This window comes from Pseudomonas sp. HMWF032 (genome assembly GCF_003060885.1).
Taxonomy (GTDB): Bacteria; Pseudomonadota; Gammaproteobacteria; order Pseudomonadales; family Pseudomonadaceae; genus Aquipseudomonas.
Window position 1 is genome coordinate 118370 of sequence record NZ_QAIG01000008.1, and the last position, 24711, is coordinate 143080.

General features: G+C 61.2%; 28 protein-coding genes. 15 read left to right on the forward strand and 13 right to left on the reverse strand.

What is annotated here, in order from left to right:
* Window positions 1-55: 55 nt before the first annotated feature.
* Together DBR00_RS12925 and DBR00_RS12930 are read right to left on the reverse strand one after the other, a co-directional pair.
* Entirely contained in the window at window positions 56-889 is an 834-nt protein-coding gene (locus DBR00_RS12925; RefSeq protein ID WP_108486285.1) for an AraC family transcriptional regulator, read from the reverse strand.
* A gap of 3 nt (window positions 890-892) precedes the next feature.
* Window positions 893-1462 carry a GNAT family N-acetyltransferase gene (locus tag DBR00_RS12930; RefSeq protein ID WP_108486286.1) on the reverse strand — a complete coding sequence of 190 codons (570 nt, stop codon included), beginning with the start codon at window positions 1460-1462 and terminating at the stop codon, window positions 893-895.
* Between the two features lie 242 nt (window positions 1463-1704).
* Between DBR00_RS12930 and DBR00_RS12935 the strand changes: the two genes are divergently transcribed.
* Window positions 1705-5181 carry a PAS domain-containing hybrid sensor histidine kinase/response regulator gene (locus DBR00_RS12935; RefSeq protein WP_108486287.1) on the forward strand — a complete coding sequence of 1159 codons (3477 nt, stop codon included), beginning with the start codon at window positions 1705-1707 and terminating at the stop codon, window positions 5179-5181.
* Here the strand turns inward: DBR00_RS12935 and prmB are convergent, their stop codons facing one another.
* Together prmB and DBR00_RS21095 are read right to left on the reverse strand one after the other, a co-directional pair.
* Window positions 5182-6114 (reverse strand): 50S ribosomal protein L3 N(5)-glutamine methyltransferase, encoded by a 933-nt coding sequence (gene prmB, locus DBR00_RS12940; protein ID WP_256583009.1) that lies wholly within the window; start codon window positions 6112-6114, stop codon window positions 5182-5184.
* 72 nt (window positions 6115-6186) lie between these two features.
* Entirely contained in the window at window positions 6187-6318 is a 132-nt protein-coding gene (locus DBR00_RS21095) for a hypothetical protein (RefSeq protein WP_256583010.1), read from the reverse strand.
* Window positions 6319-6475: 157 nt separating this feature from the next.
* Here DBR00_RS21095 and DBR00_RS12945 point away from each other — a divergent pair, with 157 nt between their 5' ends.
* The 3 genes from DBR00_RS12945 (at window position 6476) to DBR00_RS12955 (ending at window position 8125) form a co-directional block, all read left to right on the forward strand.
* On the forward strand, window positions 6476-7072 hold the full coding sequence (locus DBR00_RS12945; RefSeq protein ID WP_108486289.1) for a cysteine hydrolase family protein: 597 nt from the start codon (window positions 6476-6478) through the stop codon (window positions 7070-7072).
* 114 nt (window positions 7073-7186) lie between these two features.
* A complete protein-coding gene (locus DBR00_RS12950) occupies window positions 7187-7507 on the forward strand; it encodes a hypothetical protein (protein WP_108486290.1) in 321 nt (106 codons plus the stop codon).
* Window positions 7508-7567: 60 nt separating this feature from the next.
* On the forward strand, window positions 7568-8125 hold the full coding sequence (locus DBR00_RS12955; RefSeq protein WP_108486291.1) for a Smr/MutS family protein: 558 nt from the start codon (window positions 7568-7570) through the stop codon (window positions 8123-8125).
* A gap of 9 nt (window positions 8126-8134) precedes the next feature.
* Here DBR00_RS12955 and DBR00_RS12960 read toward each other — a convergent pair whose 3' ends face one another.
* Entirely contained in the window at window positions 8135-8683 is a 549-nt protein-coding gene (locus DBR00_RS12960; RefSeq protein WP_108486292.1) for a carboxymuconolactone decarboxylase family protein, read from the reverse strand.
* Between the two features lie 87 nt (window positions 8684-8770).
* Here DBR00_RS12960 and DBR00_RS12965 point away from each other — a divergent pair, with 87 nt between their 5' ends.
* The 3 genes from DBR00_RS12965 to DBR00_RS12975 all read left to right on the forward strand — a co-directional run bounded on the left by DBR00_RS12965 (window position 8771) and on the right by DBR00_RS12975 (window position 11758).
* Complete coding sequence (locus DBR00_RS12965; RefSeq protein ID WP_108486293.1) at window positions 8771-9112, forward strand: helix-turn-helix domain-containing protein; 342 nt, start codon at window positions 8771-8773, stop codon at window positions 9110-9112.
* A gap of 89 nt (window positions 9113-9201) precedes the next feature.
* On the forward strand, window positions 9202-9750 hold the full coding sequence (folE, locus tag DBR00_RS12970; RefSeq protein WP_108486294.1) for a GTP cyclohydrolase I FolE: 549 nt from the start codon (window positions 9202-9204) through the stop codon (window positions 9748-9750).
* Window positions 9751-10162: 412 nt separating this feature from the next.
* Window positions 10163-11758 carry a malate:quinone oxidoreductase gene (locus DBR00_RS12975; protein WP_108486295.1) on the forward strand — a complete coding sequence of 532 codons (1596 nt, stop codon included), beginning with the start codon at window positions 10163-10165 and terminating at the stop codon, window positions 11756-11758.
* 130 nt (window positions 11759-11888) lie between these two features.
* On the opposite strand, the gene DBR00_RS12980 is transcribed toward DBR00_RS12975, so the two are convergent.
* The gene (locus tag DBR00_RS12980) at window positions 11889-12125 is read right to left on the reverse strand and encodes a DUF3820 family protein (RefSeq protein ID WP_090247851.1); all 237 of its coding nucleotides are present in this window, start codon (window positions 12123-12125) and stop codon (window positions 11889-11891) included.
* Between the two features lie 134 nt (window positions 12126-12259).
* Here DBR00_RS12980 and DBR00_RS12985 point away from each other — a divergent pair, with 134 nt between their 5' ends.
* Window positions 12260-12631 (forward strand): glutaredoxin, encoded by a 372-nt coding sequence (locus DBR00_RS12985; protein WP_108486296.1) that lies wholly within the window; start codon window positions 12260-12262, stop codon window positions 12629-12631.
* 70 nt (window positions 12632-12701) lie between these two features.
* On the opposite strand, the gene DBR00_RS12990 is transcribed toward DBR00_RS12985, so the two are convergent.
* On the reverse strand, window positions 12702-13205 hold the full coding sequence (locus DBR00_RS12990) for a plastocyanin/azurin family copper-binding protein (protein WP_108486297.1): 504 nt from the start codon (window positions 13203-13205) through the stop codon (window positions 12702-12704).
* Between the two features lie 82 nt (window positions 13206-13287).
* Entirely contained in the window at window positions 13288-13701 is a 414-nt protein-coding gene (locus tag DBR00_RS12995) for a hypothetical protein (RefSeq protein ID WP_108486298.1), read from the reverse strand.
* Window positions 13702-13815: 114 nt separating this feature from the next.
* Between DBR00_RS12995 and DBR00_RS13000 the strand changes: the two genes are divergently transcribed.
* Complete coding sequence (locus tag DBR00_RS13000; protein WP_108486299.1) at window positions 13816-14217, forward strand: hypothetical protein; 402 nt, start codon at window positions 13816-13818, stop codon at window positions 14215-14217.
* A gap of 9 nt (window positions 14218-14226) precedes the next feature.
* Here DBR00_RS13000 and DBR00_RS13005 read toward each other — a convergent pair whose 3' ends face one another.
* The 3 genes from DBR00_RS13005 to DBR00_RS13015 all read right to left on the reverse strand — a co-directional run bounded on the left by DBR00_RS13005 (window position 14227) and on the right by DBR00_RS13015 (window position 18064).
* Window positions 14227-16158 (reverse strand): DEAD/DEAH box helicase, encoded by a 1932-nt coding sequence (locus DBR00_RS13005; protein ID WP_108486300.1) that lies wholly within the window; start codon window positions 16156-16158, stop codon window positions 14227-14229.
* A gap of 114 nt (window positions 16159-16272) precedes the next feature.
* On the reverse strand, window positions 16273-16875 hold the full coding sequence (locus DBR00_RS13010; protein WP_108486301.1) for a glutathione S-transferase family protein: 603 nt from the start codon (window positions 16873-16875) through the stop codon (window positions 16273-16275).
* Window positions 16876-16906: 31 nt separating this feature from the next.
* On the reverse strand, window positions 16907-18064 hold the full coding sequence (locus tag DBR00_RS13015; RefSeq protein WP_108486302.1) for a PLP-dependent aminotransferase family protein: 1158 nt from the start codon (window positions 18062-18064) through the stop codon (window positions 16907-16909).
* Window positions 18065-18175: 111 nt separating this feature from the next.
* Between DBR00_RS13015 and DBR00_RS13020 the strand changes: the two genes are divergently transcribed.
* The 3 genes from DBR00_RS13020 (at window position 18176) to DBR00_RS13030 (ending at window position 20563) form a co-directional block, all read left to right on the forward strand.
* Entirely contained in the window at window positions 18176-18631 is a 456-nt protein-coding gene (locus DBR00_RS13020) for a MarR family winged helix-turn-helix transcriptional regulator (protein WP_108486303.1), read from the forward strand.
* Between the two features lie 124 nt (window positions 18632-18755).
* Window positions 18756-19367, forward strand: coding sequence for a LysE family translocator (locus DBR00_RS13025; RefSeq protein ID WP_108486304.1), 612 nt, complete (start codon window positions 18756-18758; stop codon window positions 19365-19367).
* Window positions 19367-20563 carry a benzoate/H(+) symporter BenE family transporter gene (locus DBR00_RS13030; protein WP_108486305.1) on the forward strand — a complete coding sequence of 399 codons (1197 nt, stop codon included), beginning with the start codon at window positions 19367-19369 and terminating at the stop codon, window positions 20561-20563. Before DBR00_RS13025 ends, DBR00_RS13030 begins: the two co-directional genes overlap by 1 nt.
* A gap of 151 nt (window positions 20564-20714) precedes the next feature.
* Here the strand turns inward: DBR00_RS13030 and DBR00_RS13035 are convergent, their stop codons facing one another.
* The gene (locus DBR00_RS13035; protein WP_177479984.1) at window positions 20715-21791 is read right to left on the reverse strand and encodes a 3-deoxy-7-phosphoheptulonate synthase; all 1077 of its coding nucleotides are present in this window, start codon (window positions 21789-21791) and stop codon (window positions 20715-20717) included.
* A gap of 179 nt (window positions 21792-21970) precedes the next feature.
* Window positions 21971-22390: a PilZ domain-containing protein gene (locus tag DBR00_RS13040; RefSeq protein ID WP_108486307.1), complete on the reverse strand. Its 420-nt coding sequence runs from the start codon at window positions 22388-22390 to the stop codon at window positions 21971-21973.
* On the opposite strand from DBR00_RS13040, the gene DBR00_RS13045 reads away from it, so the two are divergent.
* From DBR00_RS13045 to DBR00_RS13055, 3 genes are read left to right on the forward strand one after another with little or no spacing between them, the layout of a single operon-like run.
* Window positions 22389-22778 (forward strand): thioredoxin, encoded by a 390-nt coding sequence (locus DBR00_RS13045; RefSeq protein ID WP_371920666.1) that lies wholly within the window; start codon window positions 22389-22391, stop codon window positions 22776-22778. The two genes, DBR00_RS13040 and DBR00_RS13045, sit on opposite strands and share 2 nt — an antisense overlap.
* Window positions 22778-23725: a putative 2-dehydropantoate 2-reductase gene (locus DBR00_RS13050; RefSeq protein ID WP_108486309.1), complete on the forward strand. Its 948-nt coding sequence runs from the start codon at window positions 22778-22780 to the stop codon at window positions 23723-23725. The genes DBR00_RS13045 and DBR00_RS13050 overlap by 1 nt, the downstream gene beginning before the upstream one ends.
* A 9-nt stretch (window positions 23726-23734) precedes the next feature.
* Window positions 23735-24640, forward strand: a complete 906-nt coding sequence (locus DBR00_RS13055; RefSeq protein WP_108486310.1) for a 5'-nucleotidase — start codon at window positions 23735-23737, stop codon at window positions 24638-24640.
* The last annotated feature ends 71 nt before the right edge of the window (window positions 24641-24711 follow it).

The window sequence follows — 24711 nt, forward strand, 5'->3', positions numbered from 1 at the left end:
CTGTTACTAACGTAGCGCCTTGTCTCGGCTGCCTCGCGACGTTTTCAGCGGGCTGCTAATAAATGGCGCGGGCCTGGCGGTACTGCCCCGGTGCCACGCCATAAGCCTGTTTGAACTGTCGGCTTAGATGACTCTGGTCGGCAAAACCCAACTGCATCGCCACACTCAGCGGCGCACAACCATCACGCAGCAGCGCCCGCGCCTGCTCCAGGCGGCGCTGCTGCAGCCAGCTGTGTGGCGGCAGGCCGGTGGCGCGGCGGAATACGCGGGCGAAATGAAACGGCGACAAACCCACCGCCTGCGCCAACTCCTCCAATGAGGGTGGCGCCGCCAGCCGACTGCTGAGCAATTCCTTGGCACGGCTGACAGCACGCGGCTCATGGCCCGGCACCAGGCCCTCAGGCAACCGCGCATGGCGCTGGAATAGCAGCAGAATCGCCTCGCGCCAGGCGGTCTGCAGCTGCAGCGCCGACGCCTGGCTGTCCAGCAGCTTATGCAGATTGCCGAATTGGCGATGCAGTTGCGGATCATGCAGCACGCTGAGGATGAATGACGGCATGCCCTGCCGCCCCAACTCCAACTCCGCCAACACGCCGTACACCTGCGCATTGTCCGGGTAGAAGCCGCGGTAGTGCCAACCCTGATCATGGGCCTTGGAGCCGGTGTGCAACTCATCCGGGTTGATCAGCACCATGCTGCCAGCCGGCGCCAGATGCTCGCTGCCACGGTGGCGAAAGCGCTGGGCACCCTCTTCGATCACCGTGAAGACAAAGCCTTCATGCACATGGGGCGAAAAGCGCTGCTCGATATAGTGCGCGTGCAGCAGCTCGATACCGCCCAGTTCGCGCGCCTGCCAGAAACGTGTTTGCTCGATACCCGCGTGCGCCATGCCTCAACCGCTGAAACGCGCCTCCAGTTGCTGCTTGATCGCCGGCCAGTCGTGATCGGTGATGCTGTACAGCACCGTATCATCCAGACGGCCATCGGCCAGGCGGCGGTGGTTGCGCAGCACGCCTTCGCGCTGCGCGCCGAGCTTTTCGATGGCACGCTGCGCGCGCAGGTTGCTGGCAGCGGTCTTCAGTTGCACCCGCACCATGCTCCAGTTCTCGAAGGCATGCCGCAGCATCAGGTACTTGATGGTGGTATTCAGGCCCGTGCCGTGCTGACTGCGATCCAGCCAGGTCCAGCCGATCTCAACCGCCGGCAAGCTGTTCATGAAGTCACCGAAACGGGTGGTGCCCACCAACTGATCGCCCAAACGAATAACAAAGGGCAAGGCGCGCCCTTCACGCTGCTCAAGCAAACCCTGGCGATACCAGTCCAGCCGATGGCTGCCACTCATGTAGATCAGTTCCTGGCGATTGGCTTCGGCCAGACTGATCAGGGCGGGAATATCGGCATCGACCATCGGTTCGATGCGCAATCCGCCACGTTGCAGGGTAATCAGTTGCGGCTTGAACATAGGGTCCCTCCTCGGACAGCGTCGCAGGCGCGACACGCTAACAGGGCCAACCCGTGTGCACAATCCACAACAGCTATAGGTTATACGCCAGTGCGACCTTGGTCGTGCCTGACGCACCATCACTTTGCTGCGAGACTGACACCCATCCTCTTCAATGGGCGCTGATGCGGTAGGCTCTGGTCAGCCGCTGCGCTGCCAGTTATGACCCCGGCAGCCCCCTATAGTTTGCTTTCGGAGCTTGCATGACCCTGTCCAGTGGGCTGATCGCCGCCGTAGCGCTGATTTACATGGCCACCCTGTTCGCCATTGCCTTCTATGGCGACCGCCGCGCCACACCTATGCCGCCACGCGTGCGGGCATGGGTGTACAGCCTGTCGCTGGCGGTGTACTGCACCAGCTGGACCTTTTTCGGCGCGGTAGGCCAGGCCGCCGAGCAGCTGTGGTCATTTCTGCCGATCTACCTCGGGCCAATCATCATTCTGGTGTTCGCCCCCTGGGTGCTGCAGAAAATGGTGATGATCAGCAAGCAGGAGAACATCACCTCGATTGCTGACTTTATCGCCGCGCGCTATGGCAAGTCCCAGGCGCTGGCGGTGGTGGTGGCGCTGATCTGCCTGGTCGGCGTGCTGCCCTACATTGCGCTGCAACTCAAGGGCATCGTACTTGGGGTCAATCTGCTGATTGGCGAAGGGGCCAGCGCCAGTGGCACCAGCGCTCAGGACACCGCCCTGATCGTGTCACTGGCACTGGCACTGTTCACAATATTGTTCGGCACACGCAATCTGGATGTCACCGAGCATCACCGCGGCATGGTTCTGGCGATTGCCTTCGAGTCGCTGGTCAAGCTGCTGGCCTTCCTCGCCGTCGGCGCATTCGTCACCTACGGCCTGTACAACGGTTTTGGCGATTTGTTCAGCCAGGCCAAGGCCAGCCCAGGACTGGAGAAATTCTGGGAACAAACCGTCAACTGGCCAGCGATGATGACCCAGACTGGCCTCGCGATGATCGCCATCATCGCCCTGCCACGGCAGTTCCATGTAACAGTGGTGGAGAATATCGAGCCCAAGGACCTGAATCTGGCACGCTGGGTATTCCCTGCCTACCTGATCCTCGCCGCACTGTTTGTAGTGCCCATCGCGCTGGCAGGGCAGATGCTCCTGCCGGCCGGCATCACCCCGGACTCCTTCGTAATCAGTCTGCCGCTGGCCGAGGCACACCCGGCGCTGGCGCTGCTGGCCTTTATCGGCGGTGCTTCGGCGGCAACCGGCATGGTGATTGTCGCCTCGGTGGCGCTGTCGACAATGATTTCCAACGACATGCTGTTGCCCTGGTTGCTGCGTCGGCAGAACACCGAGCGGCCGTTCGAAGCCTTCCGCCACTGGATGCTTACCGCGCGCCGGGTCAGCATCGTACTGATCCTGCTGCTGGCCTACGTGTGCTATCGCCTGCTCGGCTCCAACGCCAGCCTGGCAACCATCGGCCAGGTATCCTTTGCCGCCATTGGCCAGCTGGCCCCGGCGATGTTCGGTGCCCTGGTGTGGAAACAGGCCAACCGCCAGGGCGTGTTTGCCGGCCTGTTCTTTGGTGCGCTGATCTGGCTCTATACCCTGGTCATACCGCTGGTGGCACGTGGTCTGGGCTGGCCGCTGGAGAGTTTCCCTGGCCTGCCCAGCCTGCTGTATGGTCCGATTGGCTTCCAGGTCGACCCCCTGACCCGCGGTGTGGTGCTGTCACTGGCCGGCAACTTCCTATTGTTTGCCTGGGTTTCCTACTTCTCGCGCACCCGCGTGGCCGAGCACTGGCAAGCCGGCCGTTTTATCGGCCACGACCTGGGTACCAAGCCGAGCAACCGCAGTATGCTCGCGGTGCAGGTCGGCGACCTATTGCTGCTGGCTAACCGTTTTGTCGGTGAAGACCGCGCGCGGCAGAGTTTCATGCGCTTTGCCTACCGCCAGGGCAAGGGTTTTGACCCCAACCAGAATGCCACCAGCGACTGGATCGCCCACACCGAGCGGCTGCTGGCCGGTGTGCTGGGGGCATCCTCGACACGTGCCGTGGTCAAGGCCGCCATCGAAGGCCGCGAGATGCACGTCGAGGATGTGGTGCGCATCGTCGACGAAGCCTCGGAAGTGCTGCAGTTCAACCGCGCACTGCTGCAAGGCGCCATCGAGAACATCACCCAGGGCATCAGCGTGGTCGACCAGTCGCTGCGCCTGGTGGCCTGGAACCACCGTTATATAGAGCTGTTCAATTACCCCGACGGCCAGGTGTATGTCGGCCGGCCGGTGGCCGAGCTGATCCGCTTCAACGCTGAACGCGGCCTGCTCGGTGGCGGCGATATCGAGGAACACGTCAGCAAACGCCTGTACTGGATGCGTCAGGGCACGGCGCACACCTCTGAACGCATGTTTCCCAACGGCCGGGTGATCGAGCTGATCGGTAACCCCATGCCCGGCGGCGGCTTCGTGATGAGCTTCACCGACATCACCGAGTTCCGCGAAGCCGAGCGTGCACTCAAGGACGCCAATGAAGGCCTGGAACAGCGGGTCAGCGAGCGCACCCAGGAGCTTTCGCAACTGAACCAGGCGCTGATTGAAGCCAAGCGCGTGGCGGAAGCGGCCAACCAGTCAAAAACCCGCTTTCTCGCTGCAGTCAGCCATGACCTGATGCAGCCGCTGAATGCCGCGCGGCTGTTCTCCGCCGCCCTTGCGCATCAGGATGACGCCCTGCCCAGCGACGCCCGCGAACTGGTACGCCACCTGGATAGCTCGCTGCGTTCCGCCGAAGACCTGATCAGTGACCTGCTGGATATCTCACGCCTGGAAAACGGCCGCATCACCCCGGATCGCCACGCGTTTGCACTGAACAGCCTGTTCGACACCCTCGGTGCGGAATTCAAGGTGCTGGCCGCCGAACACGGCGTGGACTTCCGCCTGCGCGGCAGCCGCCTGCGAATCGACAGCGACATCAAATTGCTGCGGCGCATTCTGCAGAACTTCCTGACCAACGCCTTCCGCTACGCCAAGGGCCACGTACTGCTCGGCGTACGCCGCAACGGCCAGCAGCTGCGTTTAGAAGTATGGGATCGCGGCCCGGGGATTCCCGACGACAAGCGCAAGGTGATTTTTGAAGAATTCAAACGCCTGGACAGCCACCAGACCCGCGCCGAAAAAGGCCTGGGCCTGGGCCTGGCGATTGCCGACGGTTTGTGCCGCGTGCTCGGCCACCAGTTGGAAGTACGCTCCTGGCCGGGCAAAGGCAGCGTGTTCAGCGTCACCGTGCCCCTGGCACAGCAGGCCGAAGCCCCCAAACCCGCCATCGCGCCAGAGCAGTCCGGTCAGGCCCTGGCCGGCACGCAGGTGCTCTGCGTGGACAATGAAGACAGCATCCTCACCGGCATGCACAGCCTGCTGTCACGCTGGGGGTGCCAGGTGTGGACCGCGCGCAATCGGCTGGAATGTGAGCATCTGCTGAGCGAGAACGTGCGCCCGCAACTGGCGCTGGTGGATTTCCACCTGGATGACGGCGAAACCGGCACCGAACTCATGGCTTGGTTACGTACCCGCCTGGCCGAGCCACTGCCGGGCGTGGTAATCAGCGCCGACGGCCGCCCCGAGCTGATCGCTCAGGTGCATGCCGCCGGTCTGGATTACCTGAGCAAGCCGGTCAAACCAGCGGCCTTGCGCGCCTTGCTCAGCCGGCACCTGATGTTGCGTTGATCAGCCCAGTAGGCGCTGACGGAACAATGCCTGATGCTCGCGGCACTGCGCGGCCGCGAGCAGGAATACGCCGTGCCCACCGCGTTCGAACTCCAGCCAGGTGAAGTCGACTTCCGGGTATAACGCCTCGACATGCACCTGGCTGTTGCCGACTTCGATAATCAGCACACCTTTCTCAGTCAGATGATCCGCCGCCTCGGCGAGCATGCGCCGAACCAGATCCAGGCCATCCTCACCGCAGGCCAGGCCCAGTTCAGGCTCATGCTGATATTCGGCCGGCATATCGGCGAAATCCTCGGCATCCACATAAGGTGGGTTGGATACGATCAGGTCAAAACGCTGACCCGGCAGCCCGGCAAAGCCATCGCCCTGCACGGTGTACACACGGTCATCCAGACCATGGCGCTCGATATTCTGGTTGGCCACTTCCAGCGCTTCATAGGACAGATCACCGAGCACCACTTCGGCCTCGGGGAACTCATAGGCGCAGGCAATACCGATGCAGCCCGAGCCGGTACACAGGTCGAGAATCCGCGCGGGCTCGACTGCCAGCCAAGGCTCGAAGTGCTGCTCGATCAGCTCGGCAATCGGTGAGCGGGGAATCAGCACGCGCTGATCCACGATAAAGGGCAAACCGCAAAACCAGGCTTCACCCAGCAGGTAGGCCGTGGGCACGCGCAATTCGATGCGTTGCTGCAGGAGGCTGTGCAGGTGCTGATGTTCGGCGTCATCCAGGCGACAGTCGAGGTAGTTGTCGGCGATTTCATACGGCAGATGCAGTGCCCCCAGCACCAGCTGACGGGCTTCGTCCCAGGCATTATCGGTGCCGTGACCGAAAAACAGTTCATCGCCATGAAAGCGGCTGACGGCCCAGCGAATGTAGTCGCGGATGGTGCGCAGACGGGTTGGATAGGCGTTTTTAGCGTCGCTCACGGCAGCTCTCCGCAGGATAAAGTCGCGCATTCTAGCCCATTGCGCGCCTTATAGAGCTGTACCCGAGCTGACCTAGGGGTTGTTGCGCGACTCGCTGGAGGACGGCTCGTCACGTTTGATGCGCAGTTCGCGCAGCACAGCTATGGAAATAGCCACAGCGAACAACAGCCAGAAGTGTTCAAAAAACAGTGCAATCAGATTCATATTGCAGCTCCTTTGCTTGAAATAACCGTTCCTCGGCAGCCGCTCGATTCTGCTCGCCGCACAGGCGACACGCAAGATCATCAGCCACAAAGGTTCACAGCAGCGCGGCACAGGCGGACAATGGGTGGACTGTCCATGCCAGCCTGGAGTTCCTGCCATGTCCACCCCTAAAACGATGTTCGCCCTCACTGGCCGCGGCCATGCGCCCGCTAGCCTGAGCAATGCGACCTTGCTGGTCATTGATGCGCAAGAGGAATACCGCAGCGGCGTGTTGCAACTACCGGGACTGGATGCTGCGCTGGAAGAAATCGCCAAGTTGCTCGCTGCGGCCCGAGACCTGGGCAGTGCCATCGTTCACGTCAAACACCTGGGTATCCCTGACGGTTTGCTCGACCCGCGCGGTCCACGTGGCCTGCACCTGCCGGAAGCAGCACCGCTCCCGGGCGAGATCATCGTCGAGAAGCGAATGCCCAATGCCTTTACCGGTACCGACCTGCATGAACGTCTGCAGACACTGGGTCGGCTGGATTTGATTGTCTGCGGCTTCATGACCCACTCCAGCATCAGCACCACGGTACGCGCCACCAAGGACTATGGTTACCGTTGCACCGTGGTCGATGCGGCCTGCGCCACCCGTGATCTGCCGACGCTCGACGGCCAGGTGATCAGTGCGGCCGACATGCACCGGGCCGAGATGATCGCCCTGGCCGACAACTTTGCCGCCGTGGTGCCACGCGCCAGCGCCCTGCTCTGAAGCGTCTACAAACGGGCGTGCCGTCACACCCTAAGCAGTGACGGTTGAACCACACCGGCAGCGGCCGGTCATACCGCCGATAGCCACTGAGTCAATCGGCATGAGGAAACCGGCATGAAGTTATCCGATGGTTTTGATGCTCGACGCCTGCGCCCGCGCAGTGCCGGCAGCTGGCAAACGCGTCTGGGGGCCGCGCTGGGGGCCCTGCTGGCGACCTTCGGCATTCTGCTGAGCATGGCCGGCGTTGCCGCCCTACTCGGCCAGCATTCGGTACTCGGCCCGCTGAATGAATCCGCAGTGGCTGCCAGCCTGTTCGCCGTGATCGGCCTGGCCCTGCTGTATGTCGGCATCATGCTCTGGCGCCGCTGTCGACGCCGTGCGCGGCGCGCCACTGAACTGAACATGGCCCCCCACCTGATGAAAAAGCGCGACTAGCGACAGGCCAGCACGAAAGCCGGTCGCTTAGGTACACTAGCGGCCTTCGCGGAGGCCCCTATGCAAGACGATGATTTTTCTCTATTCAAAGCCGAACTGCGCGGCGTCAAACCCATCAAGCATGACCGCGCCGATACCGGTAAGCCAAAACCCAACCGTGCCCAGCTGGCCACTCTGCGCCAGGCGGCTACGGCGCGCGTGGACAGTATCAAGGTCGACGGCCTGTCCGATCAGTTTGTCATCGACGTGGGCGCTGAAGACCCGCTGTACTGGGCGGCCAACGGCGTGCAGGAAGGCCAGATGCGCAAGCTCAAGCTGGGCCAGATCAGCTTCGAGGGCAGTCTCGACCTGCATGGCATGAACGTGGAAAAGGCCCGCGACACCCTCTGGGCGTTCATTGCCGAAGCCAACAAGCTGGAAGTGCGCTGCGTGCGCGTCACCCATGGCAAGGCTGTGCGCATGGATGGCCGCAAACCGATGATCAAAAGCCACGTCAACACCTGGCTACGCCAGCACCCGCAGGTGCTCGGTTTCACCTCCTGCCTGGCCAAGCACGGCGGCACTGGCGCTGTTTATGTGATGCTCAAACGCACCATGATGGACGGCCGCGACGACTAGCACGCTCGCCTAGCCAGCCCAGCGTGGTGCCTGGGCCTCGTGCTCGACACGCAGGCCGTTCACCACAAACGAGACCGCGTGATAAAAACCCACCAGCACCAGGCACTCGATCAGTTGTGCCTCAGTGAATGCTGAACTGAGTTGCTGCCACAGACGATCCTCCACCGCTGCGCTGCTATGCAGGCTGTCAGCCAGCGCCAGCAACGCCTGCTCAGTCGAACTCCATAACCCGCCATCAGTCACGACGGCGCAGGTATCGGCCAGCTGCTCAGGGCTGAACCCCGCCTGACCATTGAATGCGGCAACGTGCACCCCCCACTCATACTCCGCGCCGCAACGTGCCGTGGTGCGCAGGATCAGCAGTTCACGCTCGCGCAGGCTGATGCTGCCACGATCAAGCAAGCCTGCAGCCAGCAACCGCTGCAGCACCCGCGGGTTGTGCGCCATGCTGCGAAACAGTTTCAACGGCGGCATACCGGGCGGCATAACCCGATCAAACGCCGCCTGCACATCAGAGGTATAGGGTGGTTGCACGGGCTGAATACGCGGGCTGTACATAGGCAATACTCCTGACGGGCTGTTAAGCTACGAAAAAAGTAGCAAATTCACCCTGGACCGCTACTAAAAAAGAAGCAAGGAGCCAGCATGGACACCCCGACACCCGGCCAGCCGGTACGTGGCTCGCAAACAGGCCGCCCGATCATGGCACTGCTCGACCTGCTGGGTCGCCGCTGGAGCCTGCGTGTGCTCTGGGAACTGCATCAGACCCCGGCCAACTTTCGCGAGTTGCAGAGCCGCTGCGAAGGCGTATCGCCCTCCGTGCTCAACACCCGCCTGGGTGAGCTGCGTGACGCCCAGCTGCTGGAGAACGGCGAGCGCGGCTACCAGCTATCGCGCCTGGGTATCGAGTTGGTCGAACAGTTCCTGCCACTGACCCTGTGGGCCGACAACTGGGCTGCCCAGCTACCGCCCCGGTCAGAAAACTGATGCACATTGGCGTGCCGTGCCCTTGCCAGCCCGACGGCACCGCCCTAACCTGCGCGTCTGTAAATCTCCGCTAGTGCCACAGGAAGATCATGTCCCTGGAACAAAACTACACCGCGATCCTTGGCCAGCTTGGCGAGGACGTGTCCCGCGAAGGCCTGCTCGACACCCCCAAGCGTGCCGCCAAAGCCATGCAGTACCTGTGCAAGGGCTATCAGCAGAGCCTCGAAGAAGTGACCAACGGCGCACTGTTCAGCTCCGATAACAGTGAAATGGTGCTGGTGAAGAACATCGAGCTGTATTCGCTGTGCGAGCACCACCTGCTGCCCTTCATTGGCAAAGCCCACGTCGCCTATATCCCCAATGGCAAGGTGCTCGGCCTGTCGAAAGTCGCCCGCATCGTCGACATGTATGCACGCCGCCTGCAGATCCAGGAAAACCTCAGCCGGCAGATCGCCGAAGCCATCCAACAAGTCACTGGTGCTCTCGGCGTGGCGGTGGTAATCGAAGCCCAGCACATGTGCATGATGATGCGCGGCGTGGAGAAGCAGAACTCGTCCATGGTCACCTCGGTGATGCTAGGCGAGTTCCGCGAGAACGCCGCTACGCGCAGCGAGTTCCTCAGTCTGGTCAATAGCTGATCAATCCAGCGTTAGAAAGAACCGGCCATGCGCCGGTTTTTTCATTTCCCCCCGAGACAAACGGCGAGATTCCGCCAAAGCCAGTTAAAAACGGCCTGGCGCATGGCGAGATCACGCCACCAGCGCACCCGCTCAACCGTCCGCTGATGCGGCAGAGCGCCGCAGCCAGTGGCATCAGGATATCGGGCACGCTTCTTGCCATTAACCCAGCCACAGCAGTCAACCGCGCCTCCTGGCGTGCCATGACAGGCCAAGCAGCCTGCCATCAGTGCCACTGCCGTTTTGCACACGACGCCCAGCAAACCTGTCATGCGCCTGTCGCTAAGCGACGGGCACGGCAGTGTTTGCCGCACACAGCCCCTGTGTCGACGCGGGCGTCATCCCGAGTTCACCGAGTGAGATGATTGGTTCAATGAAAAAACTCCTGTTGGCCCTGCTGTGCTTGAGCGTGATCGGCTGCGCCAAGCAACCCGAGCCGGAAAAAACCGTGGATGTTCTGCTGATTGGCGGCGGCATCATGAGCGCCAGCCTGGGCACCTACCTCAACGAGTTGGAGCCGGGCTGGAGCATCGACATTTACGAGCGCCTCGATCAGGTGGCCAGCGAAAGCTCCAATGCCTGGAACAACGCCGGTACCGGCCACTCGGCCTTCTGCGAACTGAACTACACCCCGCAACTGGCCGATGGCAGCATCGACATCAGCAAGGCCGTAGCGATCAATGAAGCCTTCGAGATTTCCAAACAGTTCTGGGCTTACCAGGTTGAACGCAAGGTTCTGAATAACCCGACCTCGTTTATCAACAACGTGCCGCATATGAGCTTTGTCTGGGGTGAGGATAACGTTGACTTCCTTAAGAAGCGCCATGCGGCGCTGCAGGCCAGTTCACTGTTCCGCGGCATGGAATATTCCGAAGATCCACAGCAGATCCAGCAGTGGGCGCCGCTGATCATGCAGGCGCGTACACCGGGACAAACCCTGGCCGCGACCCGTATGTCGATCGGCACCGACGTCAACTTTGGCGAAATCACCCGTCAGCTGTTCGACTCGCTAAGCCAACAGGACAACATCAGCCTCAACCTGCAGCATGAAGTGCGCGGCATCGAGCGCAATGCCGACAACACCTGGAACGTACGGGTGGCCGACCTGACCAATGGCGGCGCAGAAAAAACCGTGAATGCCAAGTTCGTGTTCATTGGTGCCGGCGGCGCAGCGCTGAAATTGCTGCAAATGTCCGGCATCAGCGAAGCCAAAGGCTATGCCGGCTTCCCGGTGGGTGGCTCGTTCCTCGCCACCAGCAACCCGGAGATCGTCGCCCAGCACCAAGCCAAGGTCTATGGCAAAGCGTCGGTCGGTTCGCCGCCCATGTCCGTGCCGCACTTGGACACTCGGGTGATCGATGGCAAGAAGGTGCTGCTGTTCGGCCCGTTCGCCACCTTCTCCACCAAGTTCCTGAAGAATGGTTCGCTGCTCGACACCTTCAGCGCCCTGACCACTGACAACATCCTGCCCATGACCCACGCCGGCATCGACAACTTCTCACTCAGCACCTACCTGATGGGCCAGTTGATGCTCAGCCAGGAAGACCGCATGGCTTCGCTACGCGAGTATTTCCCCAACGCCCAATCGGCGGATTGGGAGCTGATCCAGGCTGGCCAGCGCGTGCAGATCATCAAAAAAGACGCCGAACACGGCGGCATTCTGCAGTTCGGCACCGAAGTGGTCAGCGCCGCCGATGGCAGCATCGCCGCGCTGCTCGGCGCCTCTCCTGGTGCCTCGACCGCCGCGCCGATCATGCTTTCGGTGCTGGAGAAGACCTTCAAGGACAAGATGCAAAGCCCGCAGTGGCAAGCCAAGCTGAAAGAAATCATCCCGTCCTACGGCCAAAAGCTGAACGACAACCTGGCGCTGACCAACCAGACACGCGCCTGGAGTAGCGAACGCCTGCAACTGGAGTTCGTTGAAGTGCCACCGCTGGCCCTCACCCCAGAGGTCAGCCAGGCGCAGTAAGCCGCCTGCTGCGCAATGCAAATTGCCAGAAGCACCTTTTACCGTCGCTCACGCGACACACGCTGCCGCCATGGATGGCACGCAATAAAAAACCGGCCATAAGCCGGTTTTTTATTGCCCGGTGAAAAACCTACTGCCCCTTGAACGGCACACGCGGCTTGGTGCGTAGCGGGTCGAGCAGGCCCGACAGGCCGTTGTGGTCGATCTCCTGCATCAGCGCCAGCAGCCGGCCGATTTCACCCTGGGGGAAACCTTCACGGGCAAACCAGTTGAGGTAATTACCCGGCAGATCGGCGAGCAAACGGCCTTTGTATTTGCCGAACGGCATCTCGCGGGTCACCAGCAACAACAGGTCTTCGGGTTTCATCGCAGGCTCGGCAGGGTCAGGTAATCGAGCGCAAATTATGCCGTTCGACCGGGAGCACGGCCAGCGCCGGGCCAATCGCAGCAAACTCGGGTAAGCTGCGCGCCCCTGTTTATCGACCCAAGGTTTGTCCCCGCATGATTATCAAGGCACTGCGTATCGGCCTCGGCCAGTTGATCATCTTCCTCGACTGGATCAGCCGTCCGGCCAAGCTCAAGCGCACCGCAGAAGCTCAGGCAGCGGTCGAGCAAAGCGCCAGCAACCTCGCGCTGTACCAATTCCACGCCTGCCCGTTCTGCGTAAAAACCCGCCGCACCCTGCATAAGCTGAATGTGCCCGTGGCCCTGCGCGATGCAAAGAACGACGTCCAGGCGCGCAACGAGCTGGAACAGCAAGGCGGCAAGATCAAAGTGCCGTGCCTGCGCATCGAAGAAAACGGCCAGAGCACCTGGCTGTATGAGTCCAAGGCGATCATCGCCTATCTCGACGAGCGCTTCGCAGCCGTCTGAACCAACAACCGGGGCCGCTAAGCGGCCCCGGTTGTTTCAGCGCTATGGCTGATCACTCAGCCCAACGTATTCAGTTCGCCAACACCCGCACCTTACCGACCATACCGGCCTGGTAGTGGCCTGGAATCAGGCAGGCAAAGTCGAATTCACCGACACGGTTGAAGGTCCAGATAACCTCCTCACGCTGTCCCGGTGCCACATGCGTCATATCCGCTGATTCATGCTGCATGCCCGTGGATGTCGCCATCATCGCAGCATGCGCCTGCAATTCAGCCTGGGTACCGAGCACAAACTCGTGCATGACCTGCCCGCCATTGCGATGGATAAAGCGGATGGTTTCGCCCTGCTTGACTTCAAGCTGGTCGGGGCTAAAACGCATCTGATCACTCATGCTGATTTCGATGGTACGACTGACCTGCTCCGGCTCGCCGGCAATCCCCCAGGCCTTCTGCTGCTTGGCCGGCGCAGCCGCGTGATGCCCGCCGTGATGCTCGCCAGCGGCCCACGCAGCGCCACTGCCCAACAGTACGCCCAGACTTAATAGCAACGCGACAGCATTTGAAGATGCACTCATGGTTATTTTCTCGAACTAAAAGCTGAATAAACGCTGTGAGCAGGCCGCTCGATAAAGCTGGCCACACACAACGACACGGTGTTCAGACAAGAAATAACCGCGGCGGCCGTTCGAGGGGTTCGCTGATAAAGCCGATAAATTGATCCAGCCGCGCCAGAGACGGCTCGACCGTTTGCAGTGGGGTATTACTGGCCGCCGCCGTGCTCAGCGCCACCGCACCGACACAAAAGGCGCAGAGGCTACACAGGCTGTTATCGGTGGCAGTTAGCGACTGGCTGGCGTTGTCGCGGGCGTGATGTTCGCCATGGGTAGACGCCTCAGCAGACGCAGCCATGCCCATCACGCCCGGATGGTGCGCCGTCACTTGTGGATCAACCTGGGCCATCGGCCCGCCCTGCTGGATTACCGCGCACACCTGCATGCTGAGGGCAGCCATACTCTGCGCCGGCAGGGTCAGCATCAGCAGGCAGATCAGGGCAGTTCGCAGTGAACGCATGGCAGCGGAAGTTATCGTGAGCAAGGGCATGGAGGCGGATTATCCGCCCAACAGCAGCTTTGTCCATGCCTGAGCATGGGCAAATGCGCCCATAGCTGGCTATGATCGGAGCCCATGACCAGCACCCCACCCTTGCGCCAACCCTGCCCACCCGGTGCCTGCGATTGCGGGCGCGAGCAGCTGTTGCAGCAAGCCAACAGCGATGTGCGCATCCTGTTGCTCACCCGCACCGAGGAAAAGCGCCTGCTAGAGCGCCTGGAAAACCTTGAAAGCCTGGCGGACCTGGAAAAGCTGCAACGGCGCATCTACGAACAACTCGGTGTTCGCGTCGCGGTTGCCCCAGGCTTCAATGAAGTACGCAGCATGCGCGGCATCGCGATTCAGATCGATGAGTTGCCCGGGCTGTGCCGCAAAACCCGTCAATCGATCCCCACGGCCATCCGCAGAGGTCTGGAGAAACGCCCGCAGATCGCCTACGAACTGCTTAACGCCCATGACCTGCTGCGCGATACCTGACAGCGTCTATCACTTGCGCCTCGCCAATATCGCTGTTGCGCCCTGAGCCTTCTGGCAGTACCAGAACACCCGGCTGACCCCACGGGTGATCGCCACATAGGCCAGGCGCAGGCTTTCATCCTGCATGGCCTGGTCGTAGCTGTTGCTGAAGAAGCCCGAGTAGGCATACAGCGCATTACGCACCGGATGCGGCTCAGGCGGCATGCAGTCATCGAGGATGATCGCCACTTCGGCCTGCAGGCCCTTGGCGCGATGGATGGTGTAGGCCTTGACTGGCAGTTTCTTATCGAGCTGCGCAGTCATGGCCTGCAGCGGCTCATTACGCCGACTGAGCAGCAACACCGCATTGCGCTCACGGCTGTTGCGCTCGGCGGCGTAGGCGCACTGCTCGCCGATCTGCTTGAGCAGCTCCGGCAAACGCGCCTTGCTGTCGAAGCGCTGAATCAGGCGCACGCCATGATCACCCGGCTGCGTGGCTTTGATTGCCTGACTGGCCTTCACCTGTTTGTGCTGCACGTCGCCCAGCAGCGCTTCGGCGTCACGGATAATCGGCTCAATCGAGCGGTAGTTGTTGGCCAGGGTCAGCACGGCGCTGCACTTGGCTTTGCCTTTCCCGGGAAAGTGCCGGTCGAAGTCGATAAACAGCTCCGGTGAGCTGCCACGCCAGCCGTAGATCGACTGCCAGTTATCGCCGATGGCCATCAAGCTGACGGCTGTGCCCTGCCCGGCCAGCGTGCGCTGCACGGCCTGCAGCCACTGGACGATCTGCGGCGAGATGTCCTGAAATTCGTCGATCAGCAGATGGCTAAATAGCGCCAGCAGCTGTGGCGCAACACTCTGCTCGCCGGCATTTAGCTGCGCCGTCAGCTGGGCAAAGGCGGCGTTGAAGGTCAACAGCCCCTGCTCCTGCAAAGCGCGCTGAAAATAGGGCCAGAACAGCAGCAATGCTTCAAGAAACTCACGCACGGGCGCCGCAGTGTCGAGGCGTTGCGGCTGCATCGTCGACAGCTCAATGCCGATGCTCTCGGCAAAGCCGGCCTGGGCGTAGAAGGCTTCATACAGCGGCACGCCGCTGAACTCGCCCGTAAGTTTGAACAGATCAAGCGGGGCCTTGGGAAGGCGCTTAACCGTATCGGACGGTGGTGGCAGCTGCAGCAGGCTATGCACCTTTTGCCGAAACACCCGCTGCTCGGCATAGCACTGCTGGTAAGCCTGCTTGAGCAGACGCTGCTGGGCCGGGCGCAGGCGGCCAGCGCTCAGTGGGTTATCCAGTTTGCGGCTCGCCGCCTGCGGGTCGTCCAGTTGTTCAAACCAGCGCGGATTACCCAGCAGACTCTTGGCCACGCTGCCCATGGCTGAGTGGAAGGTGCGCACGCACTGGCGCGCCTGACTAGCATCGAAGGGATAGTTGAAGAAGCCCAGGACCTTGAGCAGCTGTTCGCGCAGCTCGGCGCAGGAGGCATTGGTAAAGGAAATCACCGTCAGTTGCTCGGGCTTGATGCCCAGATGGCAGATCATAAATGCCACCCGCAGCACCAACGTGGTGGACTTGCCCGAACCGGCCCCGGCGAAGATGCGCGTCAGCGGATGATGGCTGAGGATCATCGCCCACTGTTCATCCGATGGCGCACTGAGCACCCCAGCCGTCACCGCCCGCGCCACTTGCTCGCGCATGGCCTGGGCTTGCGCGGCCTCGACCGTCAGCATAGCCGGTCCGTAAATGCCTTGGACACGCGGTTTACTCGCAGTGCGGCGCGGTTCAGCCGGCGGCTTCGGGTTAGCCGCTTGGCCCTTGCCAGGCGCTTTTTTCGCCCGAGGCGCTGGCTGGTTTAGCTGCGCAGCCGCATCACGCTCGGCGCGCAGGTAGGCCGTGGTATGAGGGAAGTAGCGCGCCAAAGCAGCGGAAAACAGCCGCTTATAGCGCTGAACAGCAGATGGCATTCGCGACCCAGCCAGAAGATAGATCGTTGAATGATAAGTGCTTTTTACGGCGAGCTGGCGACTGAGCGATGAGAAAGCGCAGCGCCTCTCACCGCTCAGCTCATCCGACGGTTATCAGTCGAGCATGCCGACATAACGCGGGTGGCTAGCAACCCGCGCCAGCCAGGTGCGAATGGCCGGATACGGCGTCAGGTCAAAGCCGCCTTCGTCCGCCACATGGGTGTAGGCGTACAGCGCGATATCGGCAATCGAGAAGTTCTCCCCAACCAGATACGGCGTGCGCTGCAGCTGCTTCTCCATCACTTTGAGCGCCTTATGACCGCGCACATGGCACTCCTCGTACTCTGCGCGGCGCGCTTCAGGCAGGCCCTGATACAGCTGGATAAAGCGCGCCACCGCGACATAAGGCTCATGGCTGTATTGCTCGAAAAACTGCCACTGCAGCACCTGGGTGCGCAGGCGCGGCTCGGTTGGCAGAAACGCACTGCCATCAGCGAGGAAGTTGAGGATGGCATTGGATTCCCACAGGCAGGTGCCGTCGTCCAGCTCCAGTACCGGGATCTTGCCGTTGGGATTCTTGGCCAGAAAAACATCGCTCTGGGTCTCGCCCTTGAGGATATCGATCGGAATCCACTCATAGGGCTGATCCAGCAGATGCAGCATCAGCTTGACCTTGTAGCAGTTGCCCGAGCGGTAATCGCCATAAACCTTGTACATATCGCCCTCCTAACCTGCTTGAACGCGTGGACTAGCTTGCTTGCGCCTGACGAATCACCTCGGCCAGGCGTTTGAGGCCTTCGCTCAGGCGCTCCGGTGCGACGTGGCTGAAGTTAAGCCGCAAATGCCCCGGGTTGACGTCCGGGTCGATAAAGAACGGCTCGCCCGGCATAAACGCCACGTTCTGCGCCAGCGCCGGTGCCAGCAGGGTGCGGGTATCCAATGGCTGCTTGAGGGTCAACCAGAAGAACAACCCCCCCTGGGGAATCTGCCAGTCGGCCAGGTCGCTGAAATGCTCTTCCAGCACCGCTTGCATGGCATCACGGCGGATGCGGTAGAAGTCGCGTAGTTCAGCCAAATGGCCACGGTATTTTTCACTGCCCAGCCACTGCAACGCCTGCCACTGGCCGATGCGGTTGGTGTGCAGGTCCGCCGACTGTTTGAGACGCAGCAAGTAAGGGAACAGGTCCGGGGTGGCGATCAGGTAACCGACGCGCAGACCCGGCAACAGGGTTTTCGACACAGTGCCGGTGTAGATCCAGCTGGCCTTCTGCAGGCGACTGACAATCGGCGTGGCACTGCCTGCGTCGAACACCAGCTCACGGTAGGGCTCGTCTTCGATCAGGGTCACGCCGAACTCATCCAGCAGCGCCGCCACCGCGTCGCGCTTGGCCTCGCTGTAACGTACCGCCGAAGGGTTCTGGAAGGTCGGGATCAGGTAGGCAAACGCCGGCTTGTGGTTTTCCAGACGCTGACGCAGGGCGTCGATCTGCGGACCGTCGGCTTCCTGCGGCACGGCGATGCAATCGGCGCCGAACAGCTGGAAGGCCTGCAGCGCGGCCAGGTAGGTCGGCGCCTCCAGCAGCACTTCGGTACCCGGGTCGATAAACAGCTTGCTGGCCAGATCCAGGGTCTGCTGCGAGCCGCTGACGATCAGCACCTGGCTGGCATCGCACGGCACGCCTAAGGCACGAGCTTCGGCGGCAATGGCTTCGCGCAGTGCCGGTTCACCTTCGCTCATGCCGTACTGGCCCATGCTGGCTGGCATCTCGGTCCACTCGACCTTCGGCAGCATCGGCTCGGCAGGCAAGCCGCCAGCAAAGGACATGACTTCCGGACGCTGCGCCGCGGCGAGGATTTCACGGATCAGGGAGCTTTTCAGGCGGGCAACACGTTCGGAGAAGGCCATGGATATCACCGGTAGCAAAGGCAAATAAAAATAGGTCAAACTGTTTGACCGAAATTCTGGTTGCCTGAAACTACGACGACCACTGCAGATACGTCAATAGGCTTGACCTTAATGCTTGACCTCAAAAGCACTACCACTCAGCAAATCGCCATGGAAGCTTTCTTCTTTGGCTACCAGGCGTTTACCGCCAAGGCCGATGAAATGCTGGCGCGCCGTGGCCTGTCGCGGGTGCACCACCGCATTCTGTTTTTTATCGCCAAGTACCCGGGGCTGAGCATGAAAGAACTGCTCGGCTACCTGGGCGTGAGCAAGCAGGCGCTAAACACCCCACTGCGCCAATTGCTCGAAATGAACCTGGTGCAGAGCCTTGCCGCTGAAGACGACAAGCGCAAACGCCTGCTCGGCTTTACTGCTGAAGGCGCCAAGCTGGAACAGGCGCTACGCCGCGAACAGGCCAAACTGCTGCAGCGGGTCTTCAATGAGGCCGGGGAAACCGCCGTGAGCGGTTGGCTGCAGGTCAACCAGACATTGGGCCACAGCCGCCAGAGCGGTACCGTCGAAGGCTAGAGCAAACTGTACTGACTGCGCATATACACTGCAGAACTGTACCGTTGATTGCCCGCGTCGCTGTACCGCGACGCTCTGAGCATCTACCCCTAGGCTGATCAGCACTGCCCCTGAGTGCTGCGCCATGACCACCGAACTGCTGCTCGCCTTCATCGCCTTCGCCTTTGTCACCTCGGTAACGCCGGGGCCGAACAATATGATGCTGCTCGCCAGCGGAGTGAACTTCGGCCTGCGTCGCAGCCTGCCGCATATGTTCGGCATCAGCCTGGGCTTTATGCTGCTGGTGGCCTCGGTAGGCCTTGGCCTGGGTCAGCTATTCGAGCAGGTACCGCTGCTGTACAGCGTGCTGCGCTATCTGGGCGCGGCTTACTTGCTATATCTGGCCTGGAAAATCGCCAACTCCGGCGCGCCGGACAGCCAGAGTAACGCCGCCGGCAAACCTTTCAGCTTTCTCCAGGCGGCGGCCTTCCAATGGGTCAACCCGAAAGCTTGGATCATGGCCATCGGCGCCATCACCACCTACACGCCGCCAGACAATTTCGTGGTCAATGTACTGGTGATCGCCGCGCTGTTCGCTCTGGTCAACTGCCCCAGCGTCGGCCTGTGGACGGTCGCGGGTAGCCTACTGCGCAACTGGCTGAGCAATGCCCGAGCGCTGCGCGTGTTCAATATCAGCATGGCCCTGCTGCTGGTCGCCTCGCTGTACCCCATCTTCGCCGACACCGGACTGCTCTGATGCACGATCTAACACCAACCCGCCTAAGGCCGTTGGCCGACACATCGACCTCGGCGGTGGTCGCAGGGTTTATTGCCATGCTCACCGGCTACACCAGCTCGCTGGTGCTGATGTTCCAGGCTGGTCAGGCCGCCGGGCTGACGAACGGGCAGATTTCCTCGTGGATCTGGGCACTGTCGATTGGCATGGCGCTCTGCTGCATTGGCCTGTCGCTGCGCTACCGCGCGCCAATCATGATCGCTTGGTCCACCCCTGGCGCCGCGCTGCTGATCACCAGCCTACCGGGCGTGCCTTACAGCGAGGCGATTGGTGCCTATATCTTCGCTTCGGTGCTGATTGTGCTGATCGGCCTGACCGGCACCTTCGACCGCCTGATGCGTCGCATCCCTGCCTCCATCGCCGCCGCGCTGCTGGCCGGCGTACTGTTCAAGATCGGCCTGGAAATCTGCGTAGCCGCCGAGCAGCAGCCGGTGCTGGTGGTGGCCATGCTGGTCGCCTACCTGTTGGGCAAACGGCTGCTGCCGCGCTATGCCGTGCTCGCTGCGTTGATCGTCGGTAGCGTGCTGGCTGCACTCTTCGGCCTGCTCAACTTCGAGCATTTCGAGCTGCAACTGGCGGTGCCAGAATGGACCACACCAAGCTTCTCACTGGCCGCAATGATCAGCATCGGTATCCCACTGTTTATCGTCGCCATGGCCTCGCAGAACCTGCCGGGCATGGCGGTGCTGCGCGCCAATGGTTATGACGTGCCGGCCAGCCCCTTGCTAACTACGACCGGACTGACATCCATGCTGCTGGCGCCCTTTGGCAGCCATGGCATTCATATGGCCGCTATCAGCGCAGCGATCTGCGCCGGCCCGGAAGCCCACGAAGACCCGAAAAAACGCTACACCGCCGCCATCTGGTGCGGGGTGTTCTACGGCATCGCCGGCATTTTCGGCGCCACTCTGGCGGCGCTGTTTGCCGCGCTGCCAAAAGCATTGATCTTGTCCATCGCGGCGCTTGCGTTATTCGCCTCGATCATCGGCGGCCTGACCCAGGCCATGAGCGAGCCGAAAGAACGCGAAGCGGCGCTGATCACCTTTCTGGTGACGGCCTCGGGGATGACCCTGTTCTCGGTGGGCTCGGCGTTCTGGGGGATTGTTACCGGCTTGCTGACCCTGGTGATTCTCAATTGGGGCAAGCGCGACGTTTGAGTGTCACGTGAGAGGCGCTTTAGCTTAGCCGCGATAACGGCGTTGAATGCTCGCGGTTAAAGCCCCTCCCACACAGCACCCCGTTCAATCGCTCAATAAAAAACGGGCTTATGCAGCACGCGTAAGCCCGTTTTTATTACAACTGTTGAACCTAGCCGCGCTGACGCTTTGGCAGCACATCCTTGAGCTTGGCGTGCATGCCGCGCAGGGTTTTCTCGGTGCTTTCCCAATCGATGCAGGCATCGGTGATGGATACACCGTACTTGAGCTGACTGAGGTCCTTGGGAATCGACTGGTTGCCCCAGCCGAGGTGGCTTTCCACCATCAGGCCGACGATGGACTGGTTACCTTCCAGAATCTGGTTGGCGACGTTGTCCATCACCAGCGGCTGCAGGGCCGGGTCTTTGTTGGAGTTGGCATGGCTGCAATCGACCATGATGTTCGGGCTGATGCCGGCCTTGGTCAGCTCTTGCTCGCACACGGCCACGCTGACCGAGTCGTAGTTTGGTTTGCCATTACCACCGCGCAGCACCACGTGACCGTAGGCATTGCCCTTGGTGGTGACGATGGACACGCCACCTTCTTGGTTGATGCCGAGGAAACGGTGCGGGCTGGACACTGATTGCAGGGCATTGATCGCCACGGTCAGGCCGCCGTCAGTACCGTTCTTGAAGCCCACAGCCGAAGACAGGCCAGAGGCCATTTCACGGTGGGTTTGCGATTCAGTGGTACGCGCACCAATTGCCGACCAACTGATCAGGTCCTGCAGGTACTGCGGGGAGATCGGATCGAGGGCTTCGGTAGCGGTCGGCAGGCCCATTTCCGCCAGGTCACGCAGCAACTGACGACCGATGTGCAGGCCATCTTGGATTTTGAACGAGTCATCCATAAACGGGTCGTTGATCAACCCTTTCCAGCCAACGGTCGTACGTGGCTTTTCGAAATACACGCGCATAACCAGATACAGACTGTCCGACAGCTCGGCCGCCAGCGCCTTTAGGCGTGCCGCATACTCGTGAGCAGCCTTGATATCGTGAATCGAGCACGGCCCAACCACGACAAACAGACGATGATCCTTGCCATCGAGAATATTGCGGATTACCTCCCGGCCGCTGGCAACCGTACGCAGGGCAGCTTCGGTCAGCGGAATTTCACGCTTGAGCTGTGCGGGGGTGATCAGGGTTTCGTTGGAGGCAACGTTCAGGTCATCAATCGGTAAATCAGCCATCGTGCTATTCATCAGTCAGAGTCATCAGGTCACGGGTGCCGGCCGCCAGCGCTCCCCGTGTGGCGGAGCACAGCATTATGAGCACAGCGGGGAAGCCGAACCTTAGCGCGTAAAGGCCCGGCTCGACAATGGGCTTGGCGGCTTAAGCCGCCTCGACAGATGGATTCGCCTGCATGCGTTTAATTCAGGCTGGCGCGAGAAAACTCCGCGGCGTGCCGGCTGATCCACTCCTGCGCAACCGTTTCGATCGGTAAACTGCAGCCCAGCTCCTGCTCGCGCTGATGGCGATAATGCTCTATCTGGCAAACTTGCTCGACCATGCGCGCGCGAAACAGGGTGTCTTCATCGACAAAGGCAACACCGACCAGATACCCCTCTTCCTGCTTGCGACACCAGGCTACCAAGCCTGGATAGCGCGCATGCTCTCCAAACAGCGGGATACGCAACTCAACCGCCGTACCACGGCGAAAAGCGCGACTGGAGTTGCATGCCACACCACCGAGGCTGATATTGTTGAGCCGCTGCCTAGGCACAAACGCCTGTTTACGCAGAACCAACTCAACCGGCATATCACTGGGATGACGCAAAAAGTGACGCATCTGTGTTGACCTCGGATGCCTTAAGCCTGACACCACCACATTGAGCAGTAGCGTGATTGAGCTGGAACTGACCGACCTTGATGCAGATCGCCATCTGCTGGATCTGCCCGGCACATCACTGCTGATATTTACCAGCATAGGTTGTGCCAGTTGTCGCTGGGCCCGCCGTGAACTGGCTCAACTGCCACTGCCGGTGGCGCGACTGGCCTGGGTCGATGCTGCCAACAATGGCGGTTTAGTAGCGCGCTACGAGGTTTTTCAGCTACCGGCCCTGTTTGCCGTGCGTGATGGCCAATTTTATGGCGCTGTGCACAGTCATCTGCATATCGCCGAACTCACTCAGGCGCTAGAGACTGCCTTGTCGCGCCCCGCAGAGGAATTACCCTGATGAATGCAGCCCCCCGTATCGGCATTATCGGTTCCGGCGCGATTGGCGGCTTTTATGGCCTGATGTTGGCGCGCGCCGGCATTGATGTGCACTTTCTGCTGCGCAGCGAGTTTGCCGCTGTCGCCAGCCAGGGCCTACAAGTCAACAGCGCGGTACACGGCACTCTGCACCTGGATAACGTGCAGGCGTATCAGTCAGCGACCGATATGCCGCCGTGCGATTGGCTGCTGATTGGCGCCAAGACCACCAGCAACATCGAACTGGCCCCGCTGATCAGCCAAGCTGCCGCCCCCGGCGCCAAGGTGGTACTGATGCAGAACGGCCTGGCCGTGGAAGATGAACTGCGCCCGCTGTTACCGGACTCACTGCACCTGCTGGGCGGACTCTGCTATATCTGCGCCCATCGCAGCGCACCGGGGGTGGTCGAGCATCAGGCGCTGGGCAGCGTCAATCTGGGCTATCACTCAGGCCCGGCGAACGATGCTGAGAGCCGTCAACAGATCCTCGAACAAGGCAGCGCGCTGTTCCAGGCCGCTGGGCTGGACTCCACCGCCATGGCCGAACTGAACCAGGCGCGCTGGCAGAAACTGGTGTGGAACGTGCCCTACAACGGCTTGGCCGTGCTGCTGAACAGCGCCACCACGGCGTTGATGGGCAATGCTGACAGCCGCGCGCTGATTGAGGCGATCATGCAGGAAGTGGCGGATGCCGCCGGCGCCTGTGGCTATCAGTTGCCCGCAGGCTTTGCCGGCAAGCTGCTGGCGGCCACCGACCGCATGCCGGATTACCTGCCGAGCATGTACCACGACTTTGCTCTGCAGCGCCCACTGGAACTGCACGCCATCTACGCCGCGCCATTGGCCGCAGCGGCCCTGGCTGGCTGCGCCATGCCACGCACCAAGATGCTTTATCAGACCCTGCTTTTCCTCGAGCAACGCGCGCGATAGGACCCAGCCATGAGCACGAAATTAGGCGACAAACTGGTGCTGGCGATCTCCTCGCGGGCGCTGTTCGACCTGCACGACAGTCATCAGGTCTATGAAAGCCAGGGCGTCGAGGCCTATCGCCAATACCAGATTGAGCACGAGGACGAAATACTCCTCCCTGGTGATGCCTTTCCACTGGTAGAGAAACTGCTGGCATTGAACACCGCCCTCAAGCAGCAGCGGGTCGAGGTCATTCTGGTTTCGCGCAACAGCGCCGACACCGGCCTGCGCGCGTTCAACTCAATTCAACACTACGGTTTGGGCATCTCCCGCGCCGCGTTTGTCGGCGGGCGCAGCCCCGATCCTTACCTGGCCGCATTCGGCTGCCATCTGTTTCTCTCCACCCATGCCGAAGATGTGCGCAGCGCCCTGCGTGCCGGCTTCGGTGCGGCGACCATTCTTTCTGGCGGCGCTCGGCGAGCGGCCAGCAATGAGCTGCGCATCGCCTTCGACGGCGATGCCGTATTGTTTTCCGATGAATCCGAACGGGTCTACCAACAAGCGGGGCTGGAAGCGTTCCAGAGCCACGAGCGCCAGTCCGCCCGTGAATTGCTCGGCGGCGGTCCATTCAAACCCTTCCTTGCCGCCCTGCACCGCCTGCAGCAGGAGTTTGCCGAAGAACAGTGCCCGATTCGTACAGCCCTGGTCACTGCACGCTCGGCTCCGGCACATGAGCGAGTGATCCGCACATTGCGTGAGTGGAATATCCGTCTGGATGAATCCTTCTTCCTTGGGGGCCTGGAAAAAGCTGCAATCCTGGAAACCTTTGGTGCTGACGTGTTCTTCGACGACCAGGCCGGCCACTGTGAAAAAGCCAGTAAAGTTGTGCCCACCGGGCATGTGCCACATGGCGTCAGCAACGAACCGCAACTCTAGCCCCACGCGAGGGCGCGCAACCGCCCTCCCACTACCTATATAACCATTCGTCCTCAAAACCTCAGCTTTCT

Excerpts from the sequence above, each read along its gene's own strand:
- DBR00_RS12925 (WP_108486285.1), bottom strand. The coding sequence starts at position 889 with ATGGCGCACGCGGGTATCGAGCAAACACGTTTCTGGCAGGCGCGCGAA.
- DBR00_RS12930 (WP_108486286.1), bottom strand. The coding sequence starts at position 1,462 with ATGTTCAAGCCGCAACTGATTACCCTGCAACGTGGCGGATTGCGCATC.
- DBR00_RS12935 (WP_108486287.1), top strand. The coding sequence starts at position 1,705 with ATGACCCTGTCCAGTGGGCTGATCGCCGCCGTAGCGCTGATTTACATG.
- DBR00_RS21095 (WP_256583010.1), bottom strand. The coding sequence starts at position 6,318 with ATGAATCTGATTGCACTGTTTTTTGAACACTTCTGGCTGTTGTTCGCT.
- DBR00_RS12945 (WP_108486289.1), top strand. The coding sequence starts at position 6,476 with ATGTCCACCCCTAAAACGATGTTCGCCCTCACTGGCCGCGGCCATGCG.
- DBR00_RS12950 (WP_108486290.1), top strand. The coding sequence starts at position 7,187 with ATGAAGTTATCCGATGGTTTTGATGCTCGACGCCTGCGCCCGCGCAGT.
- DBR00_RS12955 (WP_108486291.1), top strand. The coding sequence starts at position 7,568 with ATGCAAGACGATGATTTTTCTCTATTCAAAGCCGAACTGCGCGGCGTC.
- DBR00_RS12960 (WP_108486292.1), bottom strand. The coding sequence starts at position 8,683 with ATGTACAGCCCGCGTATTCAGCCCGTGCAACCACCCTATACCTCTGAT.
- DBR00_RS12965 (WP_108486293.1), top strand. The coding sequence starts at position 8,771 with ATGGACACCCCGACACCCGGCCAGCCGGTACGTGGCTCGCAAACAGGC.
- folE (WP_108486294.1), top strand. The coding sequence starts at position 9,202 with ATGTCCCTGGAACAAAACTACACCGCGATCCTTGGCCAGCTTGGCGAG.
- DBR00_RS12975 (WP_108486295.1), top strand. The coding sequence starts at position 10,163 with ATGAAAAAACTCCTGTTGGCCCTGCTGTGCTTGAGCGTGATCGGCTGC.
- DBR00_RS12980 (WP_090247851.1), bottom strand. The coding sequence starts at position 12,125 with ATGAAACCCGAAGACCTGTTGTTGCTGGTGACCCGCGAGATGCCGTTC.
- DBR00_RS12985 (WP_108486296.1), top strand. The coding sequence starts at position 12,260 with ATGATTATCAAGGCACTGCGTATCGGCCTCGGCCAGTTGATCATCTTC.
- DBR00_RS12990 (WP_108486297.1), bottom strand. The coding sequence starts at position 13,205 with ATGAGTGCATCTTCAAATGCTGTCGCGTTGCTATTAAGTCTGGGCGTA.
- DBR00_RS12995 (WP_108486298.1), bottom strand. The coding sequence starts at position 13,701 with ATGCGTTCACTGCGAACTGCCCTGATCTGCCTGCTGATGCTGACCCTG.
- DBR00_RS13000 (WP_108486299.1), top strand. The coding sequence starts at position 13,816 with ATGACCAGCACCCCACCCTTGCGCCAACCCTGCCCACCCGGTGCCTGC.
- DBR00_RS13005 (WP_108486300.1), bottom strand. The coding sequence starts at position 16,158 with ATGCCATCTGCTGTTCAGCGCTATAAGCGGCTGTTTTCCGCTGCTTTG.
- DBR00_RS13010 (WP_108486301.1), bottom strand. The coding sequence starts at position 16,875 with ATGTACAAGGTTTATGGCGATTACCGCTCGGGCAACTGCTACAAGGTC.
- DBR00_RS13015 (WP_108486302.1), bottom strand. The coding sequence starts at position 18,064 with ATGGCCTTCTCCGAACGTGTTGCCCGCCTGAAAAGCTCCCTGATCCGT.
- DBR00_RS13020 (WP_108486303.1), top strand. The coding sequence starts at position 18,176 with ATGCTTGACCTCAAAAGCACTACCACTCAGCAAATCGCCATGGAAGCT.
- DBR00_RS13025 (WP_108486304.1), top strand. The coding sequence starts at position 18,756 with ATGACCACCGAACTGCTGCTCGCCTTCATCGCCTTCGCCTTTGTCACC.
- DBR00_RS13030 (WP_108486305.1), top strand. The coding sequence starts at position 19,367 with ATGCACGATCTAACACCAACCCGCCTAAGGCCGTTGGCCGACACATCG.
- DBR00_RS13035 (WP_177479984.1), bottom strand. The coding sequence starts at position 21,791 with ATGGCTGATTTACCGATTGATGACCTGAACGTTGCCTCCAACGAAACC.
- DBR00_RS13040 (WP_108486307.1), bottom strand. The coding sequence starts at position 22,390 with ATGCGTCACTTTTTGCGTCATCCCAGTGATATGCCGGTTGAGTTGGTT.
- DBR00_RS13050 (WP_108486309.1), top strand. The coding sequence starts at position 22,778 with ATGAATGCAGCCCCCCGTATCGGCATTATCGGTTCCGGCGCGATTGGC.
- DBR00_RS13055 (WP_108486310.1), top strand. The coding sequence starts at position 23,735 with ATGAGCACGAAATTAGGCGACAAACTGGTGCTGGCGATCTCCTCGCGG.